Consider the following 21,718-nt stretch of genomic DNA (forward strand, 5'->3'; position numbering starts at 1 on the left):
AATGATGAAGCGAAGCCTTCTCCTGCTGGCCCTGCTGTCCGGGTACGCCAATGCGCAGTCACTGGATTACCCGTCTGTTTGGCAGTGCGATGCGAACAAGCCCAACTGGTACTGCGACATGGAAGACGCCAAGCCGCAACCTGTGCAGCCGACGCCGGCACCGGCACGGCAGCAGACTAGCCGCAAGGCTGACCAGCCAAAGCGCATCGAGCTGAAGGACATCAAGACCGCCGAGCAACTGCGACAAGAACTGAAGCGCCGGGAAGACGTGGCGGTGATGAACCCCACCGACCAGAACATGAAGGACTACCTGGAGCTTTGGCAGATGACGCAGGACAAGGGGGCTGTCTTCGCTGACAACTGGCGGCGCGTGGTCTGGCAAAACCCGAGCCTCGACTACGCGCAAAAGCGGCCGGTCAATAACTCCGCGATCAAGATTTACGACGAAGGCCGCATTCAGAACGAGGAACAGCAACTGAAGATGTTGGCCAAGGAGCACGGGCTGATCTTCTTCTTCCGTAGCGACTGCCCGTACTGCCATGCAATGGCCCCGACGCTGAAGATGCTTTCCGACAAGTACGGCATCGAGGTGCTGCCGGTATCAGTCGATGGCATGGGCCTGCCCGAGTTCCCGAACCCCCGCGACGGCCGCGCGCAAGCTGCGGCTTGGGGGATTGAGCGCGTGCCGGCACTGTTCATTGGCTCAAAGCAGACCGGCGACCGTGCGCCCGTGGGCTTCGGAATGATGGCCCTAACCGAAATCGTCAATCGAATCTTTGTCCTCACCGGCACCAAGCCCGGCGATAACTTCTAAGGAGCTGCCCATGCTACTGAAAAAAGTAACGGCGCTGGTGACGGCATTTGCTTTCACCACCTCTACCTACGCCATGAACATGCAGGAGCTTTTCGACTCCGTGAATGCTCAAGGCAACGTCAGCAACCCGGCCGTGCTGCAAGGCCAGACGATGAACCTCTACACCGGAGGCAGTCTGTTCATGCGGATGCCCAAGCGCACCTACCAACTGGCGACGGTGACGCCGCCGAGCTGGAACGCTGGGTGCGGCGGCATTGACCTGTTCGCGGGCGGCTTCTCGTTCATCAACAAAGAGCAGTTCGTGGCCATGCTGCGCAACATTGGCTCGAATGCCCTGGGCTACGGCTTCAAGCTGGCCATTCAGAACCTGTGCCCGACCTGCGACAACGTGATGCAGGCCCTGCAAGCCACGGCGCAAGCTGCCAATCGTCTCAACATGGATTCCTGCGAGGCGGCCAAGGGGATCGTCAATGCGGCCGTGCCCGACACCTGGACGCGCGGCAAGCAAAACGCGGCTAAGAACTTCGGTGTGGACACCAACATTTTCGAGAACATCACCGACGCTTGGACGAACGTGATGAACAGCGAAAGCCGGGCCAACCAGACGGTGAACTCGGCGGCCAGCGCGCGACCCGAGGCGAAAGACCAGCTCCCGACCGGCAACGTGGTTTGGAAGGCGCTCAAGAAGCTCGATGGCGTCACCGACGAGCAACGCATGATCCTGATGTCGATGATCGGCAGCATGATTTTCCCGACCGGCGACACCCCGCAACTGCCTATCCCGCTGCTGCGCAAGGAAATCACGGTGGAGGCCCTGGTGGGTGCGCGTACCACCTCCGACACCATCACGGTGCCGATCTGGCGTTGCGACACCACCAGCGCGGACGGCTGCTTGAGTCCGACCGAGGATGAAGTGACCACCAAGAGCTTCAAGACGATGGTGCGGGAGAAGATGGAAAAAATCTCCGACAAGATCGCCAACCGTTCAGCTCACGACGACATGGCGGCCACCATCGGCTTCCTGAACGCAACCGATCTGCCCATCTACAAGATGCTGGCCGTGACGACAACCCTCAACAACACCTCGATGGCCGACGCGCTGATTGGCCGCTACCAGGAGCTGATCGCCGCCAAATACGCCGAGGTTTACATCCAGCGTGCCGTCACCGACCTGCGCGGCGCGATGGCGAAGTTCTCTGCCGCAGCCGATGCCACCCAGGCCGCCGAGCTGGGCAAGATGAAGCCCGAGCTGGAGGAAATTTCGCGCGCGGCAAAGCAGGTGCTGGCCACTGCCTACTCGCAGACCATCAGCACCTACAACATCGCCCAGGAGGTGCAGTACATGGAGCGTGCGCTGAATGCCAACCTGTCGCAGACGCTGCGTAACTCGCTCGCCTTCGGCAAGAGCCTGCGCTAAGGGGGGATGCCGTGGACATCGAAATTCAAACCTACTGGAACGTAGAAACGCTCTACTACGTCTTCAACGCCGTGGCCTCGATGATGGCCGGCGCTGGCTTCGCTGGCTTGCTGAAGCTGGTTTTCCTGTTCGCCATCGCAATCGGCATGTTCGGCTACATGAACAAGCAGCTCGAAATGGCGAAGTGGTTTATCCACGCCCTGGCCTTTGTGACCGTGCTCAATCTGCCGATCGCGCGCGTTGCCTTGACCGACAAGACAGGGCTGGAGCCGCCGCGCGTGGTTGATAACGTGCCCTTTGCCCTGGCCGTCACTGCGCAGACGACCAATCTGGTGTTCGGCGCGCTGACCAACACCTATGAAACGGTCTTCGGTGTCCCTGAAGACCTGGGCCTGCAAAAAGGGGATGTGGGCTTCGGGCACCGCATCCTGAAACAAGTCAATAACGCGACGATCCGCGACCCCAGCTTGCGCTCCGACCTGATGCAGTTCATCAAGGAATGCACGCTGTACGACGTGAAAGACGGTGAAATCACCCCGCAGCAGATTGTGGGCGGCACCGATACCTGGAACGTGATTTTCAACAACACGAGTCCAGCCCGCTTCGTCACCTACAACACCCTGACGAATGCGCCTACCACCGATACCTGCACCAATGTTGCGGCCATCCTGAAGGAGAAGGTCAACGACGCGGTAACGGCTGGCCAAGCCTTCTACGGCAAGCAGGCTTTCACGCGGGCAAGCAGTGATGCTATCGCTACCAGCATGTTCGTTTCGACGGTGGGCACGTCCTACGACTGGATTCTGAACAACTCCAGCAACGCCTCAGACGCGATGAAGCAGGCGATGTTCAACAACATCTGGAAGGAGGCCGGCACCGAGCTGCCGGCGCTGCTGAACGATCCTGCGCGGGTGGCCGAGGTTAATGCCCTGGCCGGCGCTGCCCAAGCGGCGCGGCAAGCGGACGGCTCCAACAGCACCTTGAGCCTGCTGGCGCAAGAGACGCTGCCCCACATGCGCAACTGGATCGAGGCAATCATCTACGGTCTGTTCCCGGTTGTTGTGGTGCTGATGGTTGTCAGCTCGACCGAGGGGGCAAAGAAGATCATTGCGGGCTACATGATGTCGCTGGCCTGGATCGGCCTGTGGCCAATCTTGTTTGCCGTCATCAACCACCTGTCGCTCATGCACTTGCGCTACAAGGCGCGCGCGCTGGAGCTGGCGGCCGGTGTGCCGTTCCAGCTCACCGATGCTTTCGACGCCACGCTGACCAACGAGCAGGCGGCCATCGGCTACATGGTTGTCCTGGTGCCATTCATCGCCGGGGCCATCATCAAGCTGGGGCAGGGCGGTTTCATGGGTGTTGCCGACCGGATGATGACCGGCTTTGCCTCTGCCGGGGCGGCGGTGGGCGCAAGCAATGCCAGCGGCAATGTCAGCATGGGCCAAGCTGGACTTGATACCGCATCGGTCAACACGACCTCGATGAACAAGTACGACAGCAACATCGGCCTGCAAGGTGGCGGGGCAACCATCGGTCGGGGCAATGGCTCGACGGCCACGATGGCCGCGAACGGCGCGGTTGCCTTGCAGCAGCTCCAAAACCGGATGCTGACGCAGATGAACATGGATCACCGACTGGAAGCCGGCCGCAACCAGGAAGCGCATCGTACCGACATCACATCGACCGGGGATCAACTGGCGCGCCGGCACGGCGACAGCTCCAGCCTCACGGACGTGAAGGGGCACGATACAACCCGTGGTCAATATCAGAATACGGGTGTGGTGGCGGCTCGCGGGAGCGAGGGTGGGTATGGTGGCCAGCACTCAACCGGCCAGAACTTGGATCGCAACTTCCGTGAGGGTTCGCACTTCCGCACGGCGGCCGGTGCCAATGACCAGCTCCACATGAATTTGGGTGTTGGCCGTGGGAACCCCAACGGCGGCGGTGCGCCTGGTGCTGGCGGTGCAGGCGGTGCGCCTGATCCGCGCGAGGAAAAGCGCATTGCCGACGCCATGAAGCAGGGCGGCGCGAACCAGCAACAGATCGACCAAGCTCTGAAGAACTACCGGGGCGGCAAGGGTGGTGCCCAGCCTTCGGGCGGCCTCATCAACGCGGGCCTGGGGTACAACGGCGCGAAGACCTACACGGCCGAGCACGGCCGGGATCGGGGCGTGGATACGGTTCATGGCAACCAGGAAGCCGCGCGCACCGAGCGCACGTTTGCTGAACGCGGCTCACGAACCGAGCAGGCCGGGACGGGCAACCAATCGGCCCAAAACGACCGCCACGGCCGCGATGCAGCCCTCACAAACGTGGATGAAGTTTCCCGCGTGCGTGATGTCTCTGACCGCCGTGAGTTCGGTACTGGCGACCGCGCCAACCGTAGCGACAGCAACAGCTTCACGACTCACAAGGATCTGATGGCCGATCCGTATCTGTTCGAGAAGGTGGCCGCGCGCAATGGCATGACCGCCATGCGTTTCGCCAACCAATCCGAAGACCGGATCATGGACATGGTGCAGGACTACGTGAGCGAGAAGGGCATGGTTCAACAAGCTACCACCATGCCGCAGCAGACTTTCGCAGGCGAAAAACTGCCGACCACGAAGGGCGAGCTGGAGAAGCAATCCGCCAAGGATCGCGCCGGCATCCCGCAGGACATCCAGGGCGTCCACAAGAAGAAGGTGGCACAGACCGGCTACGGCGGAACCGCTCCGCTCAAGGTCGATACCTCTGCGCCTCCGATCATTGCGGAATCCAGAGGGGACGTACAGGGCCAGCTCGACCCGAAGAACAAGGGCAGCATCCCGGCGCGTGCTGGGGCCTTGGACGAGAACGTGAATGCCTGGGCCAGCCCGGACAAGGCTGTAGGCGCTGGGCGGGCCAATCCCGCAGCCGTCAACGAGGACAACATGATCCGCGACGGCAAGGACACCGTTCAGAAGGCTTGGGACAAGCTGACTGGCGGCGACGGTACGGCAGACGGCGAAAAGCTGAACGACAACATGAAGCGGGAAACGGCCGCCTCGGTTCAGATCAACAACGGCAGCAAGTAAAGGGAAAGGGGGCTTTGCCCCCTTTCAAGAATTGCCGCCCGTGTAGTTATCGCCCCAGGGTAAATGATGAACAACACAAGACTTGCCGGTAAATGGATTAACGCCTGCTGCGCTATTTGGCGCGCCAGTGCCGGGCCATTTCGACATTCCCTTGAATCCATCGCTTAACCACCATGCAAGCCAGAATGGAATCCAGAAAATCAATCCGCCGCCGAGCATTGGAATGTAGTCGGCAAGGAAATTACCACCGGATGCCGAAAGTGCGGCAGCGGCCGGCAATGGAAGCCAGAGCATCCAGCGCCTTCGAGAGAACAGCATTTTTTTCAGTCGCATCATTATTGTTCCTCAATAACCAGCATCACGTAGGTGGCCGTGTTTTTGTCATCTTGCATATGCACGACACGGAAGCCCTTTTCGTAAATCTGCTTGATCGTCACCTTGCCGATGTGTTCGCACTGCAACACCGAGTCGCCACCACGGAAGGGGCCGATGCAGACACCGCCACGCTTCGCGGCGGCCGCTTGGGCGCTGGCGTTCGTCATGTCGGCAAGTGCTGCCACGATGAAAGCAGCGTAAAGCATCTTTTTCATTACAACTCTCCTTCCAATTTGGATAGAATTTGCGCATCTTGTCTATTGACAAAATACGCTCAAAACCCTTACGGTGCAAGGGGATGAGCCAGATATTCAAGACTGTTTCCGCAGCGTGTGGCCATGTGTCGCGTGCTGTCTTCGTGAAAGCAGCGCGGCGGCTTGGTCTTTCGTCCGAATCTTACCGCATCGCTGAAGAAGTGTTCCTCAAAGGCTACCGGCAGGCAACCGTCGCGCGCCACGTCGGCGTCTCGCGTCAGCGGGTGCATTCAGTGTGCCGGGAGCTGCTGGAAGAAATCAACAACCAACTTTCCCCTGAAAGGGCAACCGATGAAAAAACTACTCCTGATTCTCATTACCACGGCCACCTTGGGCGGATGTGCTTCGCAACAGCCTCTCAGCATGAGAAATGACTGGCGCGCTGGCACCGATCAAACGCCGTATCGCTCGATCCCCACAGCCTTAATCTGTGACGACTGCAATTTGCAATGATCCCGTCTCACTGGTTCAGACGGATCATTCTGATCGTCTTCATCATGGAGGTTGCTGGCGGCATTTTGTGGGTAACTGGCAGGTTATCCACGAATCCGGCCGCCAAGCCAATGACTCAGGCTCTCGGTAGCCTGATATTCCTGTTCGGCTTTTATGCCAGCGCGCCATTATCGGCGCGCTTCCTTGCTCCGCGACCGTCGCGGGATGCTGTGCTTCAAGAGCGTTTGGCAAGGATAGTGGCAACCGTCCCTGATAGTCGCCCCGTCTTCCTGTATGACCATGCCGACAAGGAAGCCAACACCGTGGGGCTGCTGCCGAGTCATTCGCGCATCTACGTGACAACCGGCCTGCTGGCCAGCATGAGCGACGAGGGTATGCGGGGCGTGATCGCCCATGAAAACGCACATGTTCATGAGCGCCATATCTTCGCCACGTTCACCTATGCCTGCTGCTTTGCTGTGAGCAGCCACCTCCTGGACAACAACAACTTTTTCTTTGCCGCCTTCCTCCTGTTCCTGGGGATTCGCCGGTATTGCGAGTACCGGGCGGATGCCGGCGCTGCGCAGTCCGTAGGGCGCGAAGCGATGTTGACGGCGCTGCGCGAGCTGGCCGTGTTGTACCCCTCGAAATCCTGGGTTCGCTGGTTCTCGTTCGCCAATGCTTACCCAACCTTGGCCATGCGGATGCGGGCCGTGGAAACCGGGCGAAAGGCCCTTCTGTGAGGTGAGCATGGATGCCTTCTACCTGCAATGGATCGGCTGCGCGTTTGGGGTGCTGGGGGCCTTGCTGCTGGCCCTCAACAACCGTTTGTCGGGCTGGGGGTTCGTGTCTTTCCTAGCCTCGAATGTCTGCTGGATCGGCTTCGGCGTCATGACCGACGCGCCGGGCCTTATCTTCATGCAGGTGGCTTTCACTGCCACAAGCCTGCTGGGCATTTATCGCTGGATGCTGGCCAAGCCCGGCTTTCGCGCGCGAAAGCAGGAGGGGTGATGAGGCGGGCGAAAAAGTACCACACCATCACCGACATCGTAGGCACGGTTTACTGCGAGCAAAAGGTGGTTTTCGACCGTGAGCGCGGGGATGCCCGGCCGCTGGAGGTTCGGGCGAAGGCCGCTGCCGGCACCTTCGAGCACCTACGGTTTCAGGTCGAAGGGCAGACGCGCGCGGCGATTGACCGGCGCTGTTTCATTGCCACCACGATCTACGGGCCTGACGCCGCCGAGACAAATTTCCTCCGCGCTTGGCGTGACCGGGTGCTGATGCCGGCAATGGTAGGGCGCTTGTTCGTCCGAGCCTACTACGCCGTCTCACCTGGCTTGGTGCCTCTGCTGTGCAGGAGCCGGTGCGCGGCCACGGCTGTGCGCGCTGGGCTGAACGCCCTGCTTCGCTTGCTGGGGATGCCGCGATGAGCAACTTGGCCAGCTACATCCTATTCGCCCTGGCCCTGGTGCTGGCCGGCTGGACATTCATGGTCTGGCGCGGGTTCACTCAGAACTGGCTCCCTCCCGAGCTTGCGGCCGGCAAGGTGGCTCAAGTGGAGCGCAACCTGTTCATCAATGCACCGTTCCCCGTCGTGGGCCGGCCCGATCAGGTGTATCGGCTTCCTGATGGGCTGCATGTTCCCCTCGAAAACAAGAACCGCGATGCCCACCGCGTCTATGAGACGGACATTGCACAGCTCTCTTTGCAAGCGTGGCTGCTTCGCCTGAACGGACTCGAAACAGCGCCCTTTGGCTTCGTGGCCATCAACAACCGAAAAACCCGTGAGCGCCGAGCCATGCGCGTGGAGCTGCGCGACGACGCCTATTGCGAGCAGTTGGTGGCCCGGTACATCGACCTCACCGAGCGCAGGGCCAAGGCGCGCAAAAGCCGGGGCCGCAAATGCGACACATGCGGCCATCGTTCCGAATGCTTTTCTCTCAACCCTTAACCAACAACATGGAGATTCCACCAATGACTACCCCTGACCGCGAACTGCGCCTGATGGAAACCTTTGTCGGCCTTCTCAGCGACCATCAAAAGGACTTCGAGGGCTTCGTGCGCGACGTGGAGAACGTCCGCTACTGCCATACCCCCATCGACGGCCAGCAAATCAATCGTTGCGAGTATGCGCTGCGCAACATGGAGATTCGCCTGCTGACCATCCACAACTGCATCCAGGCGGGGCGGTTCGACGCTGAAACGCTCGATGCGTTGGTTCAGACCAAACATACCTGGGCCAGCATGAAGAACCGGGTGGATAGCTACCTGGGCGAAATCCACCAGATCATCAGCCAGACATCCGCCGCGCTGCGGCCGGTGCGCGAGAGCTTGGTGGCGTGATCGCTCTCCCCTTCCTATTGACGTTATCGCGCTAAACGCCTAGTGCCAGTAGGATTTTTTTGATAAACTTGCTTTCACCGTGAAAGCAAACAAACGGCATCTGAATACTGGCACTGGACACCCGCATGGACAACTTACCGATGGATGCGCTGCTGACGCAGATATGGCAAATGGTTTCTCCCTACGTGGGCGGGGCCTGGGCCGCACTGCAACGCATCTTCGCTGAAACCCCTACCCCGCTGTTAATCGGCATTGTCGTTGGCTTGTTGCTCGCGCGCGTGCTGCGCGGCGTGCTGATCGTGGCGGGGCTGGCGGCAGTGGTGTTTGTTGCCGTGCGGGTGTTTGGCATTGCTGTGCCCGGCTTGGGCTGACTGGAGGCGAACATGGAAGACAAGAACCCTTATGAACTCGATACCGGCCCCGTGGCTGCGCCCCATCCGGCCGACGTGCGCCGTGCGCAGTTTGTTCAAGCCAATGCTTCCCTGTCCCTGGAGGGGATGCCGGTGGACGCCGCCGACCTCGCCATTCAGGAGGCCGTCATCGCCGGCACCCTGACCCCTGACGAGGCGGTAGCCAAGTACCTGGAGCGCACACGCGGGGCCAGCCAATGAGCGAGCAAGAGGACTACACCTACCCCGGCACGCACGTTCTCAAGAACAAGGCCGACATCCGCGACCTCGCGGCGCTTCAACGCTTCGAGCGCGGCGCAACGGCCGTTCGCATCCAGGAGCTGCGCGAAAACCCGGTACGGGGCGAATACGACTTGGCCCACCTTCAGGCGATCCACAAGCAGGTTTTTCGGGATGTCTACGAGTGGGCCGGCGAAGTGCGCAAGGTGGATATTGCAAAGGGGCCTGCGGGCGACCGAACCCTGTTCACCTTCAAGGAAGACATCCCGCAGAAGGCGCAGGAAATCCAATCCGCGATCAAGGAAGCCAACTATCTGCGCGGGATGGACAAGGAGCAGTTCAGCGGGAAGATGGCCGAGGTCTATGCCGGCGTGAACGAAATGCACCCCTTCCGCGAAGGGAACGGCCGCACGACGCGCGAATTCATCGGGCAACTCGCCAAGGATGCGGGCTACCAGCTCGATTACTCCAAGGTCGATAAGCAGACGTGGAACGAGGCCGCCAAGGAATCCGCGCGCGGCAACCTGGAGCCGGCGCGCGAGGTTTTCTACGAAATCACGACAGTGGAGCGGGCGGTGGCCTTCGACAAGCTGGCCACGCGCGAAGCTCTGGCCAAGCATCCCGAGCTGGATGGTGCCTACAAGATGCTGCACGACGCCCACCGGGCCGGGCAGGACGCCGCTTACCTGCGGGCAGAAATTTCCAAAGAGCTGCACAGCGGCCGGCTGGTGGGCGATGGCGTGACGCTGGACGAGTCCAAGCGAGTCATCGACCACGCCGCAGCCTATCGCGGCCTGATGGTGCGGGATGCCGAACGGCTTGGCGGGCAATTCAAGGGCGAAGTGGTGGCGGTTTCGTCGCACCACGCGATGCTCCAAGTGGGCGACATGATCGCCGTGCGCTACGAACGCGCCAATCTGGATCGTGACCTTGCCGTGGGCGACCGCGTGACGATCCAGTACGACAAGGCGCGCAGCCAAGTCTATGAGCAGGGCAAGGAGCCGGCGCGGGATCGTGGCGGCAAGGACATGCAGATGGAGCGCGAGCGCGTGCCGACGCCGCGCTGACTTTCGCGCGCGAAAGACCAACGGAGAAGAACATGAATCGAGAAACGCTTGAGCTGCTGGTTTTTGTGGGGATGTGCTTTGCCGCGTCCTACCTGTTGATGCGCGAGTTTCGTGCCTACCTGGATGCCGTCTTCAGCCGTTCCCCCGGAGAGCTGTGGGCCGATGTCTGGAAGCGCGCTCATGCCGAGCACGACCTGAACCGTAAGGCCCAGCTCGAAATGTTCGGCTCCAAGTGGGCGACCGTAGGGGGCCGCTTGCTTGTGGTGGGGCTTGTCATAGCTGGGGTGTGGTTTCTGGCTTTTGTCCCGGCTGCTGCCGTGCTGCTGGCCGTCTATCTGGCTTGGGGGTTGTACGCCACCCGCAGCCTTGGGCTGACGGCCAACGACGTGTATGCGCGCCTGCTGAAGCGCGACCGCATCACCTACCGCCTGCTGCACGCGGCCCTGTGGCCGCTCCATGCAAACCAAGCCAAGAACCAATCCGGTAATCAGTGAGGAATCCAGACCATGACCAATCAACTTTTCAGCCGTGCCGGCGTCCGCTACGAGGTGGCGCTGGATGTCCTGGGGGCCATCATCGCCCACCACTCCGAAGCCATTGCCGCCGAGCGCGAAAAAGCTACCCCTGACGAGGCCGTGATTGCGGCCGCTCAGAAAGCGAAGGACGAGCTGCGCACGATCCGCGAAGACCTCGATCCGAATGCTGACGAGGCCATCGAGCGCGTCATCACTCAGTACGGCCAGCAGGCCCGCGACCTTTACCAATAAGGCAGGAGGGCAGACAAATGGCTGGGGAGGTTTCCAAGTACGCAATGGAGAGCGCCTACAAAGACGTAGAGCGCGATGCACTGGCAAGAACGACGGCGCAGGAGAATCCGAAGGCGATCCTGTTGGGTGGCCAACCGGGATCGGGTAAATCGGCGCTGGCGGCCGAAGCGATCCGCGAGCTGCGCGCCAACGGTGGCGCTGTGGTGATCGACGCCGACCGGATGCGCGAGGAAAACCCGCGCTACAAGCAGCTTTCGCGCGAAGACCCCCAGCACGCCGCCGACCGAACGCAGAAAGAGGCCGGCGAATGGGCTACCCGCCTCACGCTGGCCGCCGTGGAGAACCGCCGCAATCTGGTGGTGGACGGCACGATGCGCAGCCCGGAGAACATCCGGGACTTGACCACTCGCCTGAAGGAACAGGGTTACGAGGTGGAGGCCAGAGTGTTGGCCGTCAACCCGGAAACCTCAGTGACCCGCGCACGGCTGCGCTTCGAGGAACAGGTGGCCGAGCGCGGCACCGGGCGGTTCGTCAACAAGGAACAGCACGACAACGCCTACAACGGCATGGTGGAGTCCGTGCGCGCCTTGGAGCGGGACAAGCTCACCGACTCGGTGCGCGTCTATGACGCCAACCAACGGCAAATCTACGAGAACAGCCAAGAGCGCGGAGAGTGGAAACGGCGAGCAGCAGCGGTTGATGTGTTGGAGCAGGAGCGCGGGCGCGCCTGGACGCACGCCGAGCGGCGCGATTACGTGTCCGCCCTGGACGACATCAATACGCTGGCCAAGCAGCGGGAAGGTGTGCGCGACAACGTGACCTACACCGTGGGCACCGTGGCCAAGAACGATGCGAAGGACTACAGCAACGTCAATGACGCCGCCAGGGCCTTCCGGGATGCCAAGGCTGAAGACCTGCCCTATGTGATCCGCACCGAGCGCCTTCCCAATGGCCGGGAATCGGCCTCGACGCCGGGGCAGACCACGTACACCGAGAAGGAGGGTGTGCGGGAGTATGGCAAGTACATCGGGGGCAACGACGAGGCCCTGAAGCGGGCCTACGCTGATGCCTTGCGGCCGGAACAGGAGCGCACCGCGCGGCCGGTGCTGGCCGACCGTGACGAGCTGGCGGCCAAGCTCGAAGCGGCTCGAAACGACTTGGCCCGTTTCGAGCAGACCCCGGCCTATCAGCGCGCCCAGGCATTCGACCAGCTCACCAAGCGGGAGGCGCTGGAGCGCCACCCGGAGCTGGACGGGGCCTACAAGCAGCTTCACGACATCAAGCAGAGCTGGACACCTCAGACCAGTCAAGACCAGCGGGAAACCAGCTACTTCAATGCGCGTGCCGAGCTGTCCGGGCAGCTTCATCGGGGCCGCGTCCCGGAGGGAAGTGTCACCGTGGATGAATCGCGGCGCGTGATCGACATGGCCGCCAGTCATCGGGGCTTGGTGGTGCGGGATGCGCAAGAACTCAAGCAGGACGTGAAGGGCGAAGTGGTGGCCACCTCATCGCATCACGCCCTGGTGAAGATGTCCGACATGGTGGCTGTGCGCTACGAGAAGGAAGGGCTGGATCGGGATGTCCGGGTAGGCGAGAAAGTGACGATCCAGCACGGCAACGAAAAGAGTCAGGTGTACGAGCAGGGCAAAGAGCCTGCGCGGGAGAACGCGCGGGACGTGGGCCGGGACATGGGCCGGTAAGCAAGGGAGAAAAACATGGCGATCTACCAGATTGGCGGGCAATCCATTCATTCAGACGACCCAGCCTTGTCCGAGCTGCTGGCCAATATCTACAGCTCGCGGGAGCGGCCGCTGTGCCTGTGCCGTACCCCTGGCATTGAAATGTACGTGGCCAAGGTCGATGACAAGTACCTCATCAAACGGATGCCCAATTCTGGTAGCGGCCACGCCCCGGCCTGCGATTCCTACGAGCCGCCGCCCGAGCTGTCCGGGCTTGGCCAAGTCATTGGCTCCGCGATCCAGGAGAACCCCGACGAAGGCACCACGGCGCTGAAGTTCGACTTCGCGCTGTCCAAGGGGGCCAGCCGATCCGCGCCGGCACCGAGCGGAAAGGAGACGGATAGCGTCAAGACCGATGGCAACAAACTGACCCTGCGCGGCACCCTGCATTACCTGTGGGAAGAAGCGGGCTTCAACCGATGGGCACCGACGATGGCCGGCAAGCGCAGTTGGTACGTGATCCGCAAGTATCTGCTGCAAGCAGCCGAGGACAAGACTGCAAAAGGCGCGAGCTTGGCCGGAATGCTCTACATGCCCGAATCGTTCAACGCCGAGAAGAAGAACGAAATCACCCAGCGGCGACTCGCGCAGATGATGCGAATCGCCACGCCCGAGAAGGGCACCCGGCGCTTGATGCTGGTGGTGGGGGAGGTGAAGGAACTGGCTCAGTCGCGCTACGGGCACAAGATCGTCCTCAAGCACCTGCCCGATTGCCACTTCATGATGAACGACGACATCTACAAGAGGCTGCTCAAGAGATTCGAGGTGGAGCTGGGCCTGTGGGATGCCTTGGAGGGCACCCACCTGATGATGATCGGCACTTTCAGCATCGGCGCTACCGGCGTGGCCTCGCTGGAGGAAGTCGCGCTGATGTGCGTGACCGAGAACTGGATTCCGTTTGAAAGCACCTTCGAGAAGATGGCGCTCGATGCTCTGACGCAGCAGAACCGGCGCTTCATGAAAGGGATGCGGTACAACCTGCCTTCCACGCGGCCGCTGGCCTGCGCGGTGGCTTCGGATACCGAGCCGGAGCCGACCGCCATGTACGTGGTTCCGCCTGGGGCCAGTGAAGACTATGCGGCCGCCGTCGATGAATTGATTGCGGAAAGCAAGCTCCCTTCATGGAAGTGGGTGGCTGGCGAGGCTCCTATGCCGGCGCTGCCGGCGCTGCCGGAGCACGGCCGATGATGAGCGCCCTACTCCGCTTCGTCGGCATTCGCCCGACCGTCGCCCCGACTTTCGCGCGCGAAAGTCTGCCGGCGACTCAACGCGCAACACGATGGGCGCTTCAGCGTGCTCCCCGTGGCCCCGTCCTGATGCTGGACATCGACGGGGTTCTACACCCTGGCCAGTCTGGCACGCTGATTTACCTGCCCCTGCTGGAAACATGGCTGCGAACGCATCCCGATGTTGATGTGGTGATTTCGTCCAACTGGCGCGAGACGCATACGCTGGATGAGCTGCGCAACTTCTTCTCCATCGAGCTGCGCGAGCGCGTTATCGGCTGCACGCCCGTTTTGCCTGATTGCACCAGGCTGGACGAGATCCTTTGCGTTGTCCGCGAGTACGGCGTCACCCAGTGGGCTGCCCTCGATGACCGCGTGCAGGAATTTCCAGATACACGCCGGCTGGTGGCCACCGAGTATCTGGACGGACTTACCGGGGAGTCGCTGCTTCAGCTCACCCGCGTGATGTGGGCCGCACCGTGAAGGTGTGGAACGCCCTGCTTTGCCTGTTTGGCATCCATTCGCCGCTGTCCACGCCCATCTATTCGAGCTGGGACGGAACCCAAGTACATGAACGGCGCTGCGCCCGTTGCGGCAAGGTGCTGGGTCATATTCTCAACTGACACACGGAGATTTCCATGAACCGACAAGACCTGATCGACGCCATTGCTGAAGACACCGAAGCATCCAAGGCGGCCACCACGCGCTTTCTCGATAGCCTCATCACCATCGTACAAAACGAGGTGGCCAAGGGCGGCGCGGTGAAGCTCACCGGCTTTGGCACTTTCGAGAAAGCAGCCGTTGCGGCGCGCACCGGGCGCAACCCGAAGACCGGCGCGCCGATCAAGATTCCCTCGACCCACAAGCCGAAGTTCACGCCTGGGGCCACGTTCAAGGACTTGGTGAAGGACTGAACCATGAGCAAACATCCCGACTTGAACGGAACCGCGCTTGCGCTGCTGCGTGCGCTCGACCGTGGCGAAGTGCGGGGCATTCGGGTGCTTTCGGAACGCGCGGCGGGCCGCCCATTGTGCGGTGCTGTCGATCTGGCCGTGATGCGCGAGTACCTGGGTGAAACCCGCCACCTTATCGACCGCGGCTATCTGTCGCGCAAGCCTGCCGGCACATCCATCCGACTGTCTCTGACGCGCAAGGGCCGGCGCGCACTCCATCCTGGCACGCCGTTCTGGCCAGCGCCTGTGACTTGGGCGCTAGGGGCGTCCATGCTTGCCGCTGGCGTAACCGGATGCGCGCCGATGCCTCCCGAGCAACCCCGTGTGCTCCTGATGGGCGCGCCCGTGCTCACCGGGCTGGCCCAAGTGCGCGATCCACAAACCGGCACCGACTACTTTGTGCCATGCAATCCGTGTGCGGCACCAACGCCCAAGACTCCGATGCTGGGCAGCACCGATGCTGCACCAGAGGCGACCGGCAAGGCGGCTGCACGGCCGCAGCCTTCGGTCTTGGCCAAGCTAGACGCCCATACTGTCGCCACACTCGCCATCCGGGCCGAAGCGGATGCCATCCCGGCCGGCTCCGCCCAGCTCACCGACGACGTGCGCCCCGTGACGGTAGTTGCAGTCGGCCCGGCCACGGCCGCGCCAGTCGCGGCTACTGCCTCCAGTTCCTTGCGCTCGCTCCCGTTTTCTAGCTCCGTGGCAAATCTGAACGATGAGGCCAAGCGTAATTTGTCCGAGCTGCTGCCACTGGCCATGACGGCCGAGCGCGTCTTGATCCGTGGCCGCACTGATTCGACCGGCACCGTGGCCGGCAATCGCGCCTTGGCCATCGCAAGAGCTGCGACTGTGCGCGCCGCGTTTGCCCGTGGTGGCGTTGACCCCCGAAAGCTGAAAGTCTCCTACTGCGTGACCTGCTTTGTCGCCTCGAATGACACCGAGGCTGGGCGCAGCGCAAACCGGCGCGTAGAGGTTGAGCTGGTGATGCCAGCGCCGGCCGTGGCCTTCAGCAAGTGAAAGCTGGCCATGAGCGCAGATGACCGGGATTGGTACCGAGAGCGGGCCGCGAAAACCATGCAGGATCATTACTATGACCCGAAGGTGTTTCGCGGTTCGCGCGAGGTTCGCGCAGACCAACCCCGTATCACCTTTTTGCAGTTCGTCATCGCCAATGCGCTGCCCTACGCCTTTCTGATTGTCGCGGGCGCGATCTGGCAAATAGCGCATGGGGCGACTCCACACGACGCCCTCTTGATGACGACCCAATGGCTCAAAGGTTTCGTGTTGAGCCATCCGGTCTTGTGCCTCCTGATGGTAGCCGGTGCGGCCTTCTACATGGCAAGGCCGCGCCTCGCCGGCATCGCCTATGTCTGGATCGGGATCGGGTTCCTGTGCTTTGTTGCCTTCGACTACTTCGGCAAAAAGCCTGCCGCCACGGCCGCACAACGAGCGGGCGAGCCGCCGCGCGTGGCCACCATGAGCGTGCCAAAGAATCAGCGCGGGCACTATGAGACGCCGGGCAGCATCAACGGCCAGCCTGTCACCTTCATTGTGGATACCGGCGCGGGCGTGACATCCGTTCCTGGCTCGCTGGCCAAGCCCTTGGGCATCACATCATGCGAACCTCGCCAGTTCAGCACGGCGGCCGGCGAGGTCTTCGGATGCGTCGCCACGGTAGCAGAAGTGGTTTTCGGTTCCTTCCGTGCCCATAACGTCCAGGTTGCCGTCATGCCCACCATGAACGGCCCTGCATTGCTGGGCATGAACATCCTGGGGATGGTGCAGATCGAGCAACGCGGATCGGCGCTGCTGTTCTCCACCACCCATTTCCGAGAAGACGATTGAACATCAAGAACAACAAGGAGGAAAACATGCGTCACCTTCCGCTTTACCTGCTTCTGACCGCTGCGGCCGGCTGCGCCCTACCTGCGCTGGCCAGTTCTGAAGCGGTGCCCGACGATGCTCCGGCTGCTGTAGCGGCCGCCACGGCCGCCACGGCCGCCGAGGTCAAGGTGGCCATCACCGGGCGCATCGACCTGACTGCTGATCGAGGGCGCAAAGTCTTCATCGAATTCCTGGCCAGCCCAAAGCTGACGGCCGCCGCGCGGGCTTCGCTGGCCTCCAGCGGCTTCGAGCTGGTGGACACCCGCGAACAGGCTGACGTGGTGTACGAGCTGGACGGTGCCTTCCAGGCGCTGCGCCCCGCGACCCGGCGTACCGCCGAGGTTCGCGTGGGCGACTATGCCGAGAACCCCGCACCCTTGGCCACCAAAAGCGGCCGGGGCGGCTCCGTGATGCTGTCGCTGAACCCGCTGGCCATGCTGATCGGCACGATTGCATCCAATGTCGGGAATGCAACCGGCGCGCAGGACTCGGTGAACGCGGCCACGGCCGGCGACCCGGACGGCAAATGCCTGTCGCGCTGCGAGACGTGGCGCTACCGTCAGCGCAATGTCGTCAACCTGACGCGCAAGGAAGGCAGCACGGAACAGAAGTGCTCCGTGCTGGCCACGGCCGAGGATGCCGAGCTGGTGCCGGCGCGACTCATCCAGTCGTCCCTTGCGGGCTTGCAGGAGGCTGCCGGCTTGATTGTGGCCCTGGGCCTCTCCGCTGATCCTGCTTTGGCGAAATGAACGCGCCGGGCCTGTCACTGGCGGATCGCTTTTGGATCGCCCATCGCTGGGCCGCTTTTGCGCTGGGCACGGTGTTCCTTGTGGGCGTAATTGTCGCCAGCATCGCCGGGCGTATCCGGCCTCACTACGCTTGGGCCTATGCGCTCATGAGCAACTTGGCCTTTCTGGCCTACGGCCTCGACAAATCAGCGGCCGTCGCTGACCGTTGGCGCTGGTCTGAAAAGTCTTTGCACTGGATCGCGCTGCTATGCGGCTGGCCCGGTGCCTTGATTGGTCAACATGCCTTCCGCCACAAGTCGCGGAAGGCTTCCTTTCTGTTTTTCACCTGGCTGGCCAGCGCCGCGAACGCCGCTATTTTCGCGCACTTGACTGGCTTCTATCGCTGGAGTTGGCAATGAACGCTACTCGCGCCCTTGTGGCACTGATGGCCTGCCTTGCCATTGGAACATCGCACGCGCAGCAGCGCGAATACATCATCTATGACGGCCAGAGCTACCCCGGCGACCAGCTAGACGTTGCGGCCGCCTCTCCCGTGATGGTCAAGCCGGCGCAGCGCCTGGGCAATGGGGACTACTCCATCCCGCGCGCTGCGGACGGCCACTACTATATCGCCGGGGCCGTCAACGGCTTTCCCGTGGTCTTCATGGTGGACACCGGAGCGCGCTTCACGACGCTGCCGGTCAAGCTCGCCCGCAATGCTGGCATCCGCGCTGGCCGCGCAACATCCTTTGACACGGCCGCAGGCCGTGAACGTGGTGGCATCACTGCGGCCAACACGGTGATCGTCGGCCCCTTCGCCGTTGAGGGTGCGGCTATCGCCGTCCTGGAGCGCCTTTCCGCTCCGCTGCTGGGGATGGACGTGCTCAACCGCTTCCAGATCGCCTATTCGGGCGGCTTCATGATCTTGCGAGGCGGCCGATGACGCAGGCAAAGGCGCGCGCGTGGGTTCGGCTTCCTTCTGGCCGTCGCCTCGACCTCATCAATCCCGATCCCGGCGTGTGGCTCGACAGTGACCTTGCCTTGCGTTTGGCGAGGACGTACCGCTGGGGTGGGGAATCATCATGGCCCCTGCCCCTCTCTGTGGCCCAGCATTCGCTCCTGGTGCTCGCTTTGCGCCGGCAGTGGAGCGACACCCCTTTGCCGGCCTCTGACGCGCTCCTGGAGCTTCTACACGACGCCGAGGAAGGTTTCCTTGGGTTCGATTGCATTTCTCCGCTGAAGGACGTGCTGGGCCTTTCCTTCCGTGCTGTTTCGTCTCGCCTGATGGCTGCGGTTTCGGAACGGTACGAGCTGCGCGCTTGGTCGCCGGCAGCGCACGCCGTCCACAAGCGGGCCGACTCGGTGGCGGCCGCTTCCGAGGCTGTGCATTGCATTGGCTGGCCAGCTCATGAAGTGCGTGATGTCCTGGGCATCGTGCATCCGGTGCTTGATGTCGATCCGCTGGCTGAAATCTACGGTTGTCGGCCGTGGGAGCCGTGGGCGGCTGACGTTGCGGCCGAGCGGTTCCTGGCTGCGCTGGAGTCGTTGCGTGCTGCTGTGCATGGGCAGATCGAGGCGCAAGCGTGACCCCTGGGCGTCTCCCCTGCGGGGCCGGGCTTTCGTGCTGCGCATCGAGCCGCCTGCGGCGTCTCGCCCCTTCGGGCGTCAATCCCTGACGCCTCCGCGCCGTGCCGGCGCTGCGCGCTCCGCTTGCCCGGCCTGAAGGCCGCATCGAGGAACTTTCGCGCGCGAAAGTTCAGGCTGTGGATCTGATCCGTGGTGTGCCGGCGCTGGTGCGCTGAATCCGCTACGCGCGGGGCCGCACCCCACCACTACCTCGCGCCTTTATTCGTCGTCATGGTGCCCTCCGGCCGGGCTTCTCCGGTCAAGGGCCGGGCTGCGCCCTGAAATCCTCACCCGTTCGGTGCTCGCCCTTCGGGGCTGCGCTCCGCGTGCGGCCTCCGGTTTCTCCCTTGACCGCGCCCGTCCTGCGTGCCCCTGGACGCCGAGGCGACGAGGTAGATGGTGGGATGCAAAAGCCGGCCCCGCGCTCCGCTGGCCATGTGGGTAATCGACGGGGAGCAGGGGAGCTTGTGCCCCTGCGGGGCAAGAGCAACTGCAACACCTTGGGGGCCTGTTCCGGCCCCCAAACCCCGCCCCGAGGCTCCAAGGTAGCTTGCCTGAACCCCGAAGAAACACAAGCCGGGAACCCGCGAAAAATCAGGCTTTTTTCTCTCACAAACTATTGACGGTCAATAGTTTGACGGGTAGAATGTAGGCATTGGTTGAGTAGGAGTTTCAGCATGGCAGATCAAGGCGCTTTCGACTTTGGCCCGGATGTTCCTCGGAGCGGCGTGGCTCTGAAGCGGGACTTCCACGGGTTCGCTCAGTTCCGCGAGGATGAGCACAGCCCTTGGGTGTTCTACGTGTGCGGCTTCGACTCTACCGTGACCGGCGAGGCTGGCCAATGCACCGTGTTGCGGGCCGATGGCGGCCGCGAGTGCGTGCCCATCGACGCCGAAGATCGCATCACCATCGCCGGCCGAAAGTACGGCCGGAAGCACTGGAACCATTGAGGGCCTGCCATGCGTTTCCATCGCTTCGGCAAATACGAGTTCCGCGACACCGAGCGCAAGCGTGCCGCTTTCGCGCGCAAGCAGAAGGCCGAGCGCGAGGCCCTTCCTCTGTTCGCTGACCAAGTGGCGGCCGAGCAGATCGACGTGGACGAGGAAATGACGGCTCGCCGGCTGCAATGGGAGCGTCAGCAAGCCACTGACCGCAAGCGCCGAGCCGACAAGTGGCGCGAGGCACGGCGGCGCCTCAATGGCTACCAAGAGCCGGTGCGCGGGGCCTTGCTGGCGTACTGGCAGGGATGCAAGTGGCCTGCCGATCCGAGCTACTTCCTCTCCATGCTGCACATGTACGACACCGGCCGCCTCTCTCTCAACATCCCGAAGGCTTGAACTATGTCCCACATCTTGATCGACCACCTGACACAAGCCGCATCGTTTTACCGTGGCCAGCTCCGCGCCTCTCATCGTGCGGTTGCATACCTGAAGGCGCGCGGCCTGCGCGGCGACATCGCGGCCCGTTATGGCTTGGGCTATGCCCCGGCCGGCTTCCAGGCGCTGCGCGAGGCATTCCCGAACTACAACGACCGGGCCTTGGAGAAGGCCGGGCTGGTTGCGGTCAATGACGGCGGCCGCCGCTATGACCGCTTCCGCGACCGAATCATGTTCCCCATCCTCGATGACGCCGGCAGCGTGATCGGCTTCGGTGGCCGCGTGCTCGAAGGCGACGGGCCGAAGTATCTCAACTCACCGGAAACCGAAGTTTTCCAGAAGGGGCGCGTGCTGTTCGGTCTGACCCAGGCGGCCGAGGCCATTGCCGCGACCGGCACCGCCTATGTGGTGGAGGGATACCTGGATGTCGTCAGTCTGGCCCAACATGGTGTGCAGAACGCTGTGGCCACGCTGGGCACGGCTACAACAGGCCAGCATGTGGAGCGGCTGCTGGGCTTGGCCAAGCGCGTGATCTTCTGCTTTGACGGGGACGACGCCGGCAGACGGGCGGCTGCGCGCGCCCTGGACGTGTGCCTGCCTCATGTCACCGACGCGGCCGACGTGAGTTTCCTTTTCCTTCCGCGCGACCACGACCCGGACAGCTACGTGCGCGCCAAGGGTGGGGATGCCTTCAACGACTTGGCCTTGGAGGCTTCGAGCCTCGAAGGCTTCTTCTTGGCCAGCGCGATGCAGGGTTGCCAGTTGGAGTACGCCGAGGGCCGGGCGCGGCTGGTTGCCATGGCTGCGCCGCGTCTCCAGCAGATCAATGCACCGGCAATGCTGTGCCGGATTCTGACCGCCATTGCTGGGCCGTCCAAGTTTTCCGTGGGCGAGCTGATCGACTTATGCGGCTTGGAAAAAAACATGCTTTTAACTATTGACCGTCAATAGTTTTATGGTAGAATTCAACTCATCGGCAGCGGATGGACGGCCGATGAACCCCGGAAACAACTGTGAGCAGACAGT

29 protein-coding genes are annotated in these 21,718 nt (G+C 62.4%); 27 read left to right on the plus strand and 2 right to left on the minus strand.

The annotated features are described in order from the left end of the window. Position 1 precedes the first annotated feature (1 nt). The 3 genes from ALIDE2_RS23690 to ALIDE2_RS23700 are packed head-to-tail and all read left to right on the plus strand — an operon-like array spanning position 2 to position 5,290. A complete protein-coding gene (locus ALIDE2_RS23690) occupies positions 2-814 on the plus strand; it encodes a conjugal transfer protein TraF (RefSeq protein WP_009242098.1) in 813 nt (270 codons plus the stop codon). A 10-nt stretch (positions 815-824) separates the two neighbouring features. Continuing rightward, positions 825-2,231: a conjugal transfer protein TraH gene (locus ALIDE2_RS23695; protein ID WP_009242099.1), complete on the plus strand. Its 1,407-nt coding sequence runs from the start codon at positions 825-827 to the stop codon at positions 2,229-2,231. A gap of 11 nt (positions 2,232-2,242) precedes the next feature. Continuing rightward, complete coding sequence (locus ALIDE2_RS23700; protein WP_009277742.1) at positions 2,243-5,290, plus strand: conjugal transfer protein TraG N-terminal domain-containing protein; 3,048 nt, start codon at positions 2,243-2,245, stop codon at positions 5,288-5,290. Positions 5,291-5,314: 24 nt separating this feature from the next. Here ALIDE2_RS23700 and ALIDE2_RS24790 read toward each other — a convergent pair whose 3' ends face one another. Next, positions 5,315-5,626, minus strand: a complete 312-nt coding sequence (locus tag ALIDE2_RS24790; protein ID WP_232295882.1) for a hypothetical protein — start codon at positions 5,624-5,626, stop codon at positions 5,315-5,317. Continuing rightward, positions 5,626-5,880: a hypothetical protein gene (locus ALIDE2_RS23705; RefSeq protein WP_013723315.1), complete on the minus strand. Its 255-nt coding sequence runs from the start codon at positions 5,878-5,880 to the stop codon at positions 5,626-5,628. The genes ALIDE2_RS24790 and ALIDE2_RS23705 overlap by 1 nt, the downstream gene beginning before the upstream one ends. Before the next feature lie 83 nt (positions 5,881-5,963). Between ALIDE2_RS23705 and ALIDE2_RS24795 the strand changes: the two genes are divergently transcribed. The 24 genes from ALIDE2_RS24795 (at position 5,964) to ALIDE2_RS23820 (ending at position 21,643) form a co-directional block, all read left to right on the plus strand. After that, a complete protein-coding gene (locus ALIDE2_RS24795) occupies positions 5,964-6,293 on the plus strand; it encodes a TrfB-related DNA-binding protein (protein ID WP_009277741.1) in 330 nt (109 codons plus the stop codon). Between the two features lie 75 nt (positions 6,294-6,368). Then, positions 6,369-7,094 (plus strand): M48 family metallopeptidase, encoded by a 726-nt coding sequence (locus ALIDE2_RS23710; protein ID WP_009242138.1) that lies wholly within the window; start codon positions 6,369-6,371, stop codon positions 7,092-7,094. 7 nt (positions 7,095-7,101) lie between these two features. Further along, positions 7,102-7,362, plus strand: a complete 261-nt coding sequence (locus ALIDE2_RS23715; RefSeq protein ID WP_009242137.1) for a hypothetical protein — start codon at positions 7,102-7,104, stop codon at positions 7,360-7,362. Beyond that, positions 7,362-7,781 carry a CFI-box-CTERM domain-containing protein gene (locus ALIDE2_RS23720; RefSeq protein ID WP_013723316.1) on the plus strand — a complete coding sequence of 140 codons (420 nt, stop codon included), beginning with the start codon at positions 7,362-7,364 and terminating at the stop codon, positions 7,779-7,781. The genes ALIDE2_RS23715 and ALIDE2_RS23720 overlap by 1 nt, the downstream gene beginning before the upstream one ends. Further along, a complete protein-coding gene (locus ALIDE2_RS23725; RefSeq protein ID WP_009242135.1) occupies positions 7,778-8,302 on the plus strand; it encodes a PD-(D/E)XK nuclease family protein in 525 nt (174 codons plus the stop codon). The genes ALIDE2_RS23720 and ALIDE2_RS23725 overlap by 4 nt, the downstream gene beginning before the upstream one ends. A gap of 23 nt (positions 8,303-8,325) precedes the next feature. Further along, positions 8,326-8,694 carry a hypothetical protein gene (locus tag ALIDE2_RS23730; protein ID WP_009242134.1) on the plus strand — a complete coding sequence of 123 codons (369 nt, stop codon included), beginning with the start codon at positions 8,326-8,328 and terminating at the stop codon, positions 8,692-8,694. Between the two features lie 125 nt (positions 8,695-8,819). Beyond that, positions 8,820-9,065, plus strand: coding sequence for a hypothetical protein (locus ALIDE2_RS23735; protein ID WP_009242133.1), 246 nt, complete (start codon positions 8,820-8,822; stop codon positions 9,063-9,065). Positions 9,066-9,077: 12 nt separating this feature from the next. After that, on the plus strand, positions 9,078-9,305 hold the full coding sequence (locus ALIDE2_RS23740) for an antitoxin VbhA family protein (RefSeq protein WP_013723317.1): 228 nt from the start codon (positions 9,078-9,080) through the stop codon (positions 9,303-9,305). Further along, a complete protein-coding gene (locus tag ALIDE2_RS23745; RefSeq protein ID WP_009242131.1) occupies positions 9,302-10,390 on the plus strand; it encodes a Fic/DOC family protein in 1,089 nt (362 codons plus the stop codon). The genes ALIDE2_RS23740 and ALIDE2_RS23745 overlap by 4 nt, the downstream gene beginning before the upstream one ends. A 32-nt stretch (positions 10,391-10,422) precedes the next feature. Then, a complete protein-coding gene (locus ALIDE2_RS23750; RefSeq protein ID WP_009242130.1) occupies positions 10,423-10,884 on the plus strand; it encodes a hypothetical protein in 462 nt (153 codons plus the stop codon). Positions 10,885-10,896: 12 nt separating this feature from the next. Then, positions 10,897-11,157, plus strand: a complete 261-nt coding sequence (locus tag ALIDE2_RS23755; protein WP_009242129.1) for a hypothetical protein — start codon at positions 10,897-10,899, stop codon at positions 11,155-11,157. Positions 11,158-11,174: 17 nt separating this feature from the next. Continuing rightward, a complete protein-coding gene (locus ALIDE2_RS23760; protein WP_013723318.1) occupies positions 11,175-12,857 on the plus strand; it encodes a zeta toxin family protein in 1,683 nt (560 codons plus the stop codon). A gap of 15 nt (positions 12,858-12,872) precedes the next feature. Then, on the plus strand, positions 12,873-14,084 hold the full coding sequence (locus tag ALIDE2_RS23765) for a DUF1173 domain-containing protein (RefSeq protein WP_009242127.1): 1,212 nt from the start codon (positions 12,873-12,875) through the stop codon (positions 14,082-14,084). Between the two features lie 128 nt (positions 14,085-14,212). Then, the gene (locus tag ALIDE2_RS23770; RefSeq protein ID WP_232295880.1) at positions 14,213-14,605 is read left to right on the plus strand and encodes an HAD domain-containing protein; all 393 of its coding nucleotides are present in this window, start codon (positions 14,213-14,215) and stop codon (positions 14,603-14,605) included. 155 nt (positions 14,606-14,760) lie between these two features. Further along, complete coding sequence (locus ALIDE2_RS23775; protein ID WP_009242125.1) at positions 14,761-15,036, plus strand: HU family DNA-binding protein; 276 nt, start codon at positions 14,761-14,763, stop codon at positions 15,034-15,036. Between the two features lie 3 nt (positions 15,037-15,039). After that, complete coding sequence (locus tag ALIDE2_RS23780; RefSeq protein WP_013723319.1) at positions 15,040-16,095, plus strand: OmpA family protein; 1,056 nt, start codon at positions 15,040-15,042, stop codon at positions 16,093-16,095. A 9-nt stretch (positions 16,096-16,104) separates the two neighbouring features. Continuing rightward, positions 16,105-16,923 (plus strand): retropepsin-like aspartic protease family protein, encoded by an 819-nt coding sequence (locus ALIDE2_RS23785; RefSeq protein WP_232295879.1) that lies wholly within the window; start codon positions 16,105-16,107, stop codon positions 16,921-16,923. After that, positions 16,920-17,711 (plus strand): hypothetical protein, encoded by a 792-nt coding sequence (locus tag ALIDE2_RS23790; RefSeq protein WP_238530181.1) that lies wholly within the window; start codon positions 16,920-16,922, stop codon positions 17,709-17,711. The genes ALIDE2_RS23785 and ALIDE2_RS23790 overlap by 4 nt, the downstream gene beginning before the upstream one ends. Beyond that, the gene (locus ALIDE2_RS23795; protein ID WP_013723321.1) at positions 17,708-18,109 is read left to right on the plus strand and encodes a DUF1294 domain-containing protein; all 402 of its coding nucleotides are present in this window, start codon (positions 17,708-17,710) and stop codon (positions 18,107-18,109) included. Before ALIDE2_RS23790 ends, ALIDE2_RS23795 begins: the two co-directional genes overlap by 4 nt. Then, positions 18,106-18,633 (plus strand): retropepsin-like aspartic protease family protein, encoded by a 528-nt coding sequence (locus tag ALIDE2_RS23800; protein WP_013723322.1) that lies wholly within the window; start codon positions 18,106-18,108, stop codon positions 18,631-18,633. Before ALIDE2_RS23795 ends, ALIDE2_RS23800 begins: the two co-directional genes overlap by 4 nt. After that, a complete protein-coding gene (locus ALIDE2_RS23805) occupies positions 18,630-19,277 on the plus strand; it encodes a phosphohydrolase (protein WP_013723323.1) in 648 nt (215 codons plus the stop codon). Before ALIDE2_RS23800 ends, ALIDE2_RS23805 begins: the two co-directional genes overlap by 4 nt. Positions 19,278-19,993: 716 nt before the next feature. Then, complete coding sequence (locus ALIDE2_RS23810; RefSeq protein ID WP_009242148.1) at positions 19,994-20,266, plus strand: hypothetical protein; 273 nt, start codon at positions 19,994-19,996, stop codon at positions 20,264-20,266. A 9-nt stretch (positions 20,267-20,275) separates the two neighbouring features. Then, entirely contained in the window at positions 20,276-20,653 is a 378-nt protein-coding gene (locus tag ALIDE2_RS23815; RefSeq protein ID WP_009242147.1) for a hypothetical protein, read from the plus strand. Positions 20,654-20,656: 3 nt separating this feature from the next. After that, the gene (locus ALIDE2_RS23820; RefSeq protein ID WP_013723324.1) at positions 20,657-21,643 is read left to right on the plus strand and encodes a DNA primase; all 987 of its coding nucleotides are present in this window, start codon (positions 20,657-20,659) and stop codon (positions 21,641-21,643) included. Positions 21,644-21,718 lie beyond the last annotated feature (75 nt).

The organism is Alicycliphilus denitrificans K601, from assembly GCF_000204645.1.
GTDB lineage: Bacteria > Pseudomonadota > Gammaproteobacteria > Burkholderiales > Burkholderiaceae_C > Alicycliphilus > Alicycliphilus denitrificans.

Coding starts and splice junctions, on each gene's coding strand:
- ALIDE2_RS23690 (WP_009242098.1), top strand. CDS start 2: ATGATGAAGCGAAGCCTTCTCCTGCTGGCCCTGCTGTCCGGGTACGCC.
- ALIDE2_RS23695 (WP_009242099.1), top strand. CDS start 825: ATGCTACTGAAAAAAGTAACGGCGCTGGTGACGGCATTTGCTTTCACC.
- ALIDE2_RS24790 (WP_232295882.1), bottom strand. CDS start 5,626: ATGATGCGACTGAAAAAAATGCTGTTCTCTCGAAGGCGCTGGATGCTC.
- ALIDE2_RS23705 (WP_013723315.1), bottom strand. CDS start 5,880: ATGAAAAAGATGCTTTACGCTGCTTTCATCGTGGCAGCACTTGCCGAC.
- ALIDE2_RS24795 (WP_009277741.1), top strand. CDS start 5,964: ATGAGCCAGATATTCAAGACTGTTTCCGCAGCGTGTGGCCATGTGTCG.
- ALIDE2_RS23710 (WP_009242138.1), top strand. CDS start 6,369: ATGATCCCGTCTCACTGGTTCAGACGGATCATTCTGATCGTCTTCATC.
- ALIDE2_RS23715 (WP_009242137.1), top strand. CDS start 7,102: ATGGATGCCTTCTACCTGCAATGGATCGGCTGCGCGTTTGGGGTGCTG.
- ALIDE2_RS23720 (WP_013723316.1), top strand. CDS start 7,362: ATGAGGCGGGCGAAAAAGTACCACACCATCACCGACATCGTAGGCACG.
- ALIDE2_RS23725 (WP_009242135.1), top strand. CDS start 7,778: ATGAGCAACTTGGCCAGCTACATCCTATTCGCCCTGGCCCTGGTGCTG.
- ALIDE2_RS23730 (WP_009242134.1), top strand. CDS start 8,326: ATGACTACCCCTGACCGCGAACTGCGCCTGATGGAAACCTTTGTCGGC.
- ALIDE2_RS23735 (WP_009242133.1), top strand. CDS start 8,820: ATGGACAACTTACCGATGGATGCGCTGCTGACGCAGATATGGCAAATG.
- ALIDE2_RS23740 (WP_013723317.1), top strand. CDS start 9,078: ATGGAAGACAAGAACCCTTATGAACTCGATACCGGCCCCGTGGCTGCG.
- ALIDE2_RS23745 (WP_009242131.1), top strand. CDS start 9,302: ATGAGCGAGCAAGAGGACTACACCTACCCCGGCACGCACGTTCTCAAG.
- ALIDE2_RS23750 (WP_009242130.1), top strand. CDS start 10,423: ATGAATCGAGAAACGCTTGAGCTGCTGGTTTTTGTGGGGATGTGCTTT.
- ALIDE2_RS23755 (WP_009242129.1), top strand. CDS start 10,897: ATGACCAATCAACTTTTCAGCCGTGCCGGCGTCCGCTACGAGGTGGCG.
- ALIDE2_RS23760 (WP_013723318.1), top strand. CDS start 11,175: ATGGCTGGGGAGGTTTCCAAGTACGCAATGGAGAGCGCCTACAAAGAC.
- ALIDE2_RS23765 (WP_009242127.1), top strand. CDS start 12,873: ATGGCGATCTACCAGATTGGCGGGCAATCCATTCATTCAGACGACCCA.
- ALIDE2_RS23770 (WP_232295880.1), top strand. CDS start 14,213: ATGCTGGACATCGACGGGGTTCTACACCCTGGCCAGTCTGGCACGCTG.
- ALIDE2_RS23775 (WP_009242125.1), top strand. CDS start 14,761: ATGAACCGACAAGACCTGATCGACGCCATTGCTGAAGACACCGAAGCA.
- ALIDE2_RS23780 (WP_013723319.1), top strand. CDS start 15,040: ATGAGCAAACATCCCGACTTGAACGGAACCGCGCTTGCGCTGCTGCGT.
- ALIDE2_RS23785 (WP_232295879.1), top strand. CDS start 16,105: ATGAGCGCAGATGACCGGGATTGGTACCGAGAGCGGGCCGCGAAAACC.
- ALIDE2_RS23795 (WP_013723321.1), top strand. CDS start 17,708: ATGAACGCGCCGGGCCTGTCACTGGCGGATCGCTTTTGGATCGCCCAT.
- ALIDE2_RS23800 (WP_013723322.1), top strand. CDS start 18,106: ATGAACGCTACTCGCGCCCTTGTGGCACTGATGGCCTGCCTTGCCATT.
- ALIDE2_RS23805 (WP_013723323.1), top strand. CDS start 18,630: ATGACGCAGGCAAAGGCGCGCGCGTGGGTTCGGCTTCCTTCTGGCCGT.
- ALIDE2_RS23810 (WP_009242148.1), top strand. CDS start 19,994: ATGGCAGATCAAGGCGCTTTCGACTTTGGCCCGGATGTTCCTCGGAGC.
- ALIDE2_RS23815 (WP_009242147.1), top strand. CDS start 20,276: ATGCGTTTCCATCGCTTCGGCAAATACGAGTTCCGCGACACCGAGCGC.
- ALIDE2_RS23820 (WP_013723324.1), top strand. CDS start 20,657: ATGTCCCACATCTTGATCGACCACCTGACACAAGCCGCATCGTTTTAC.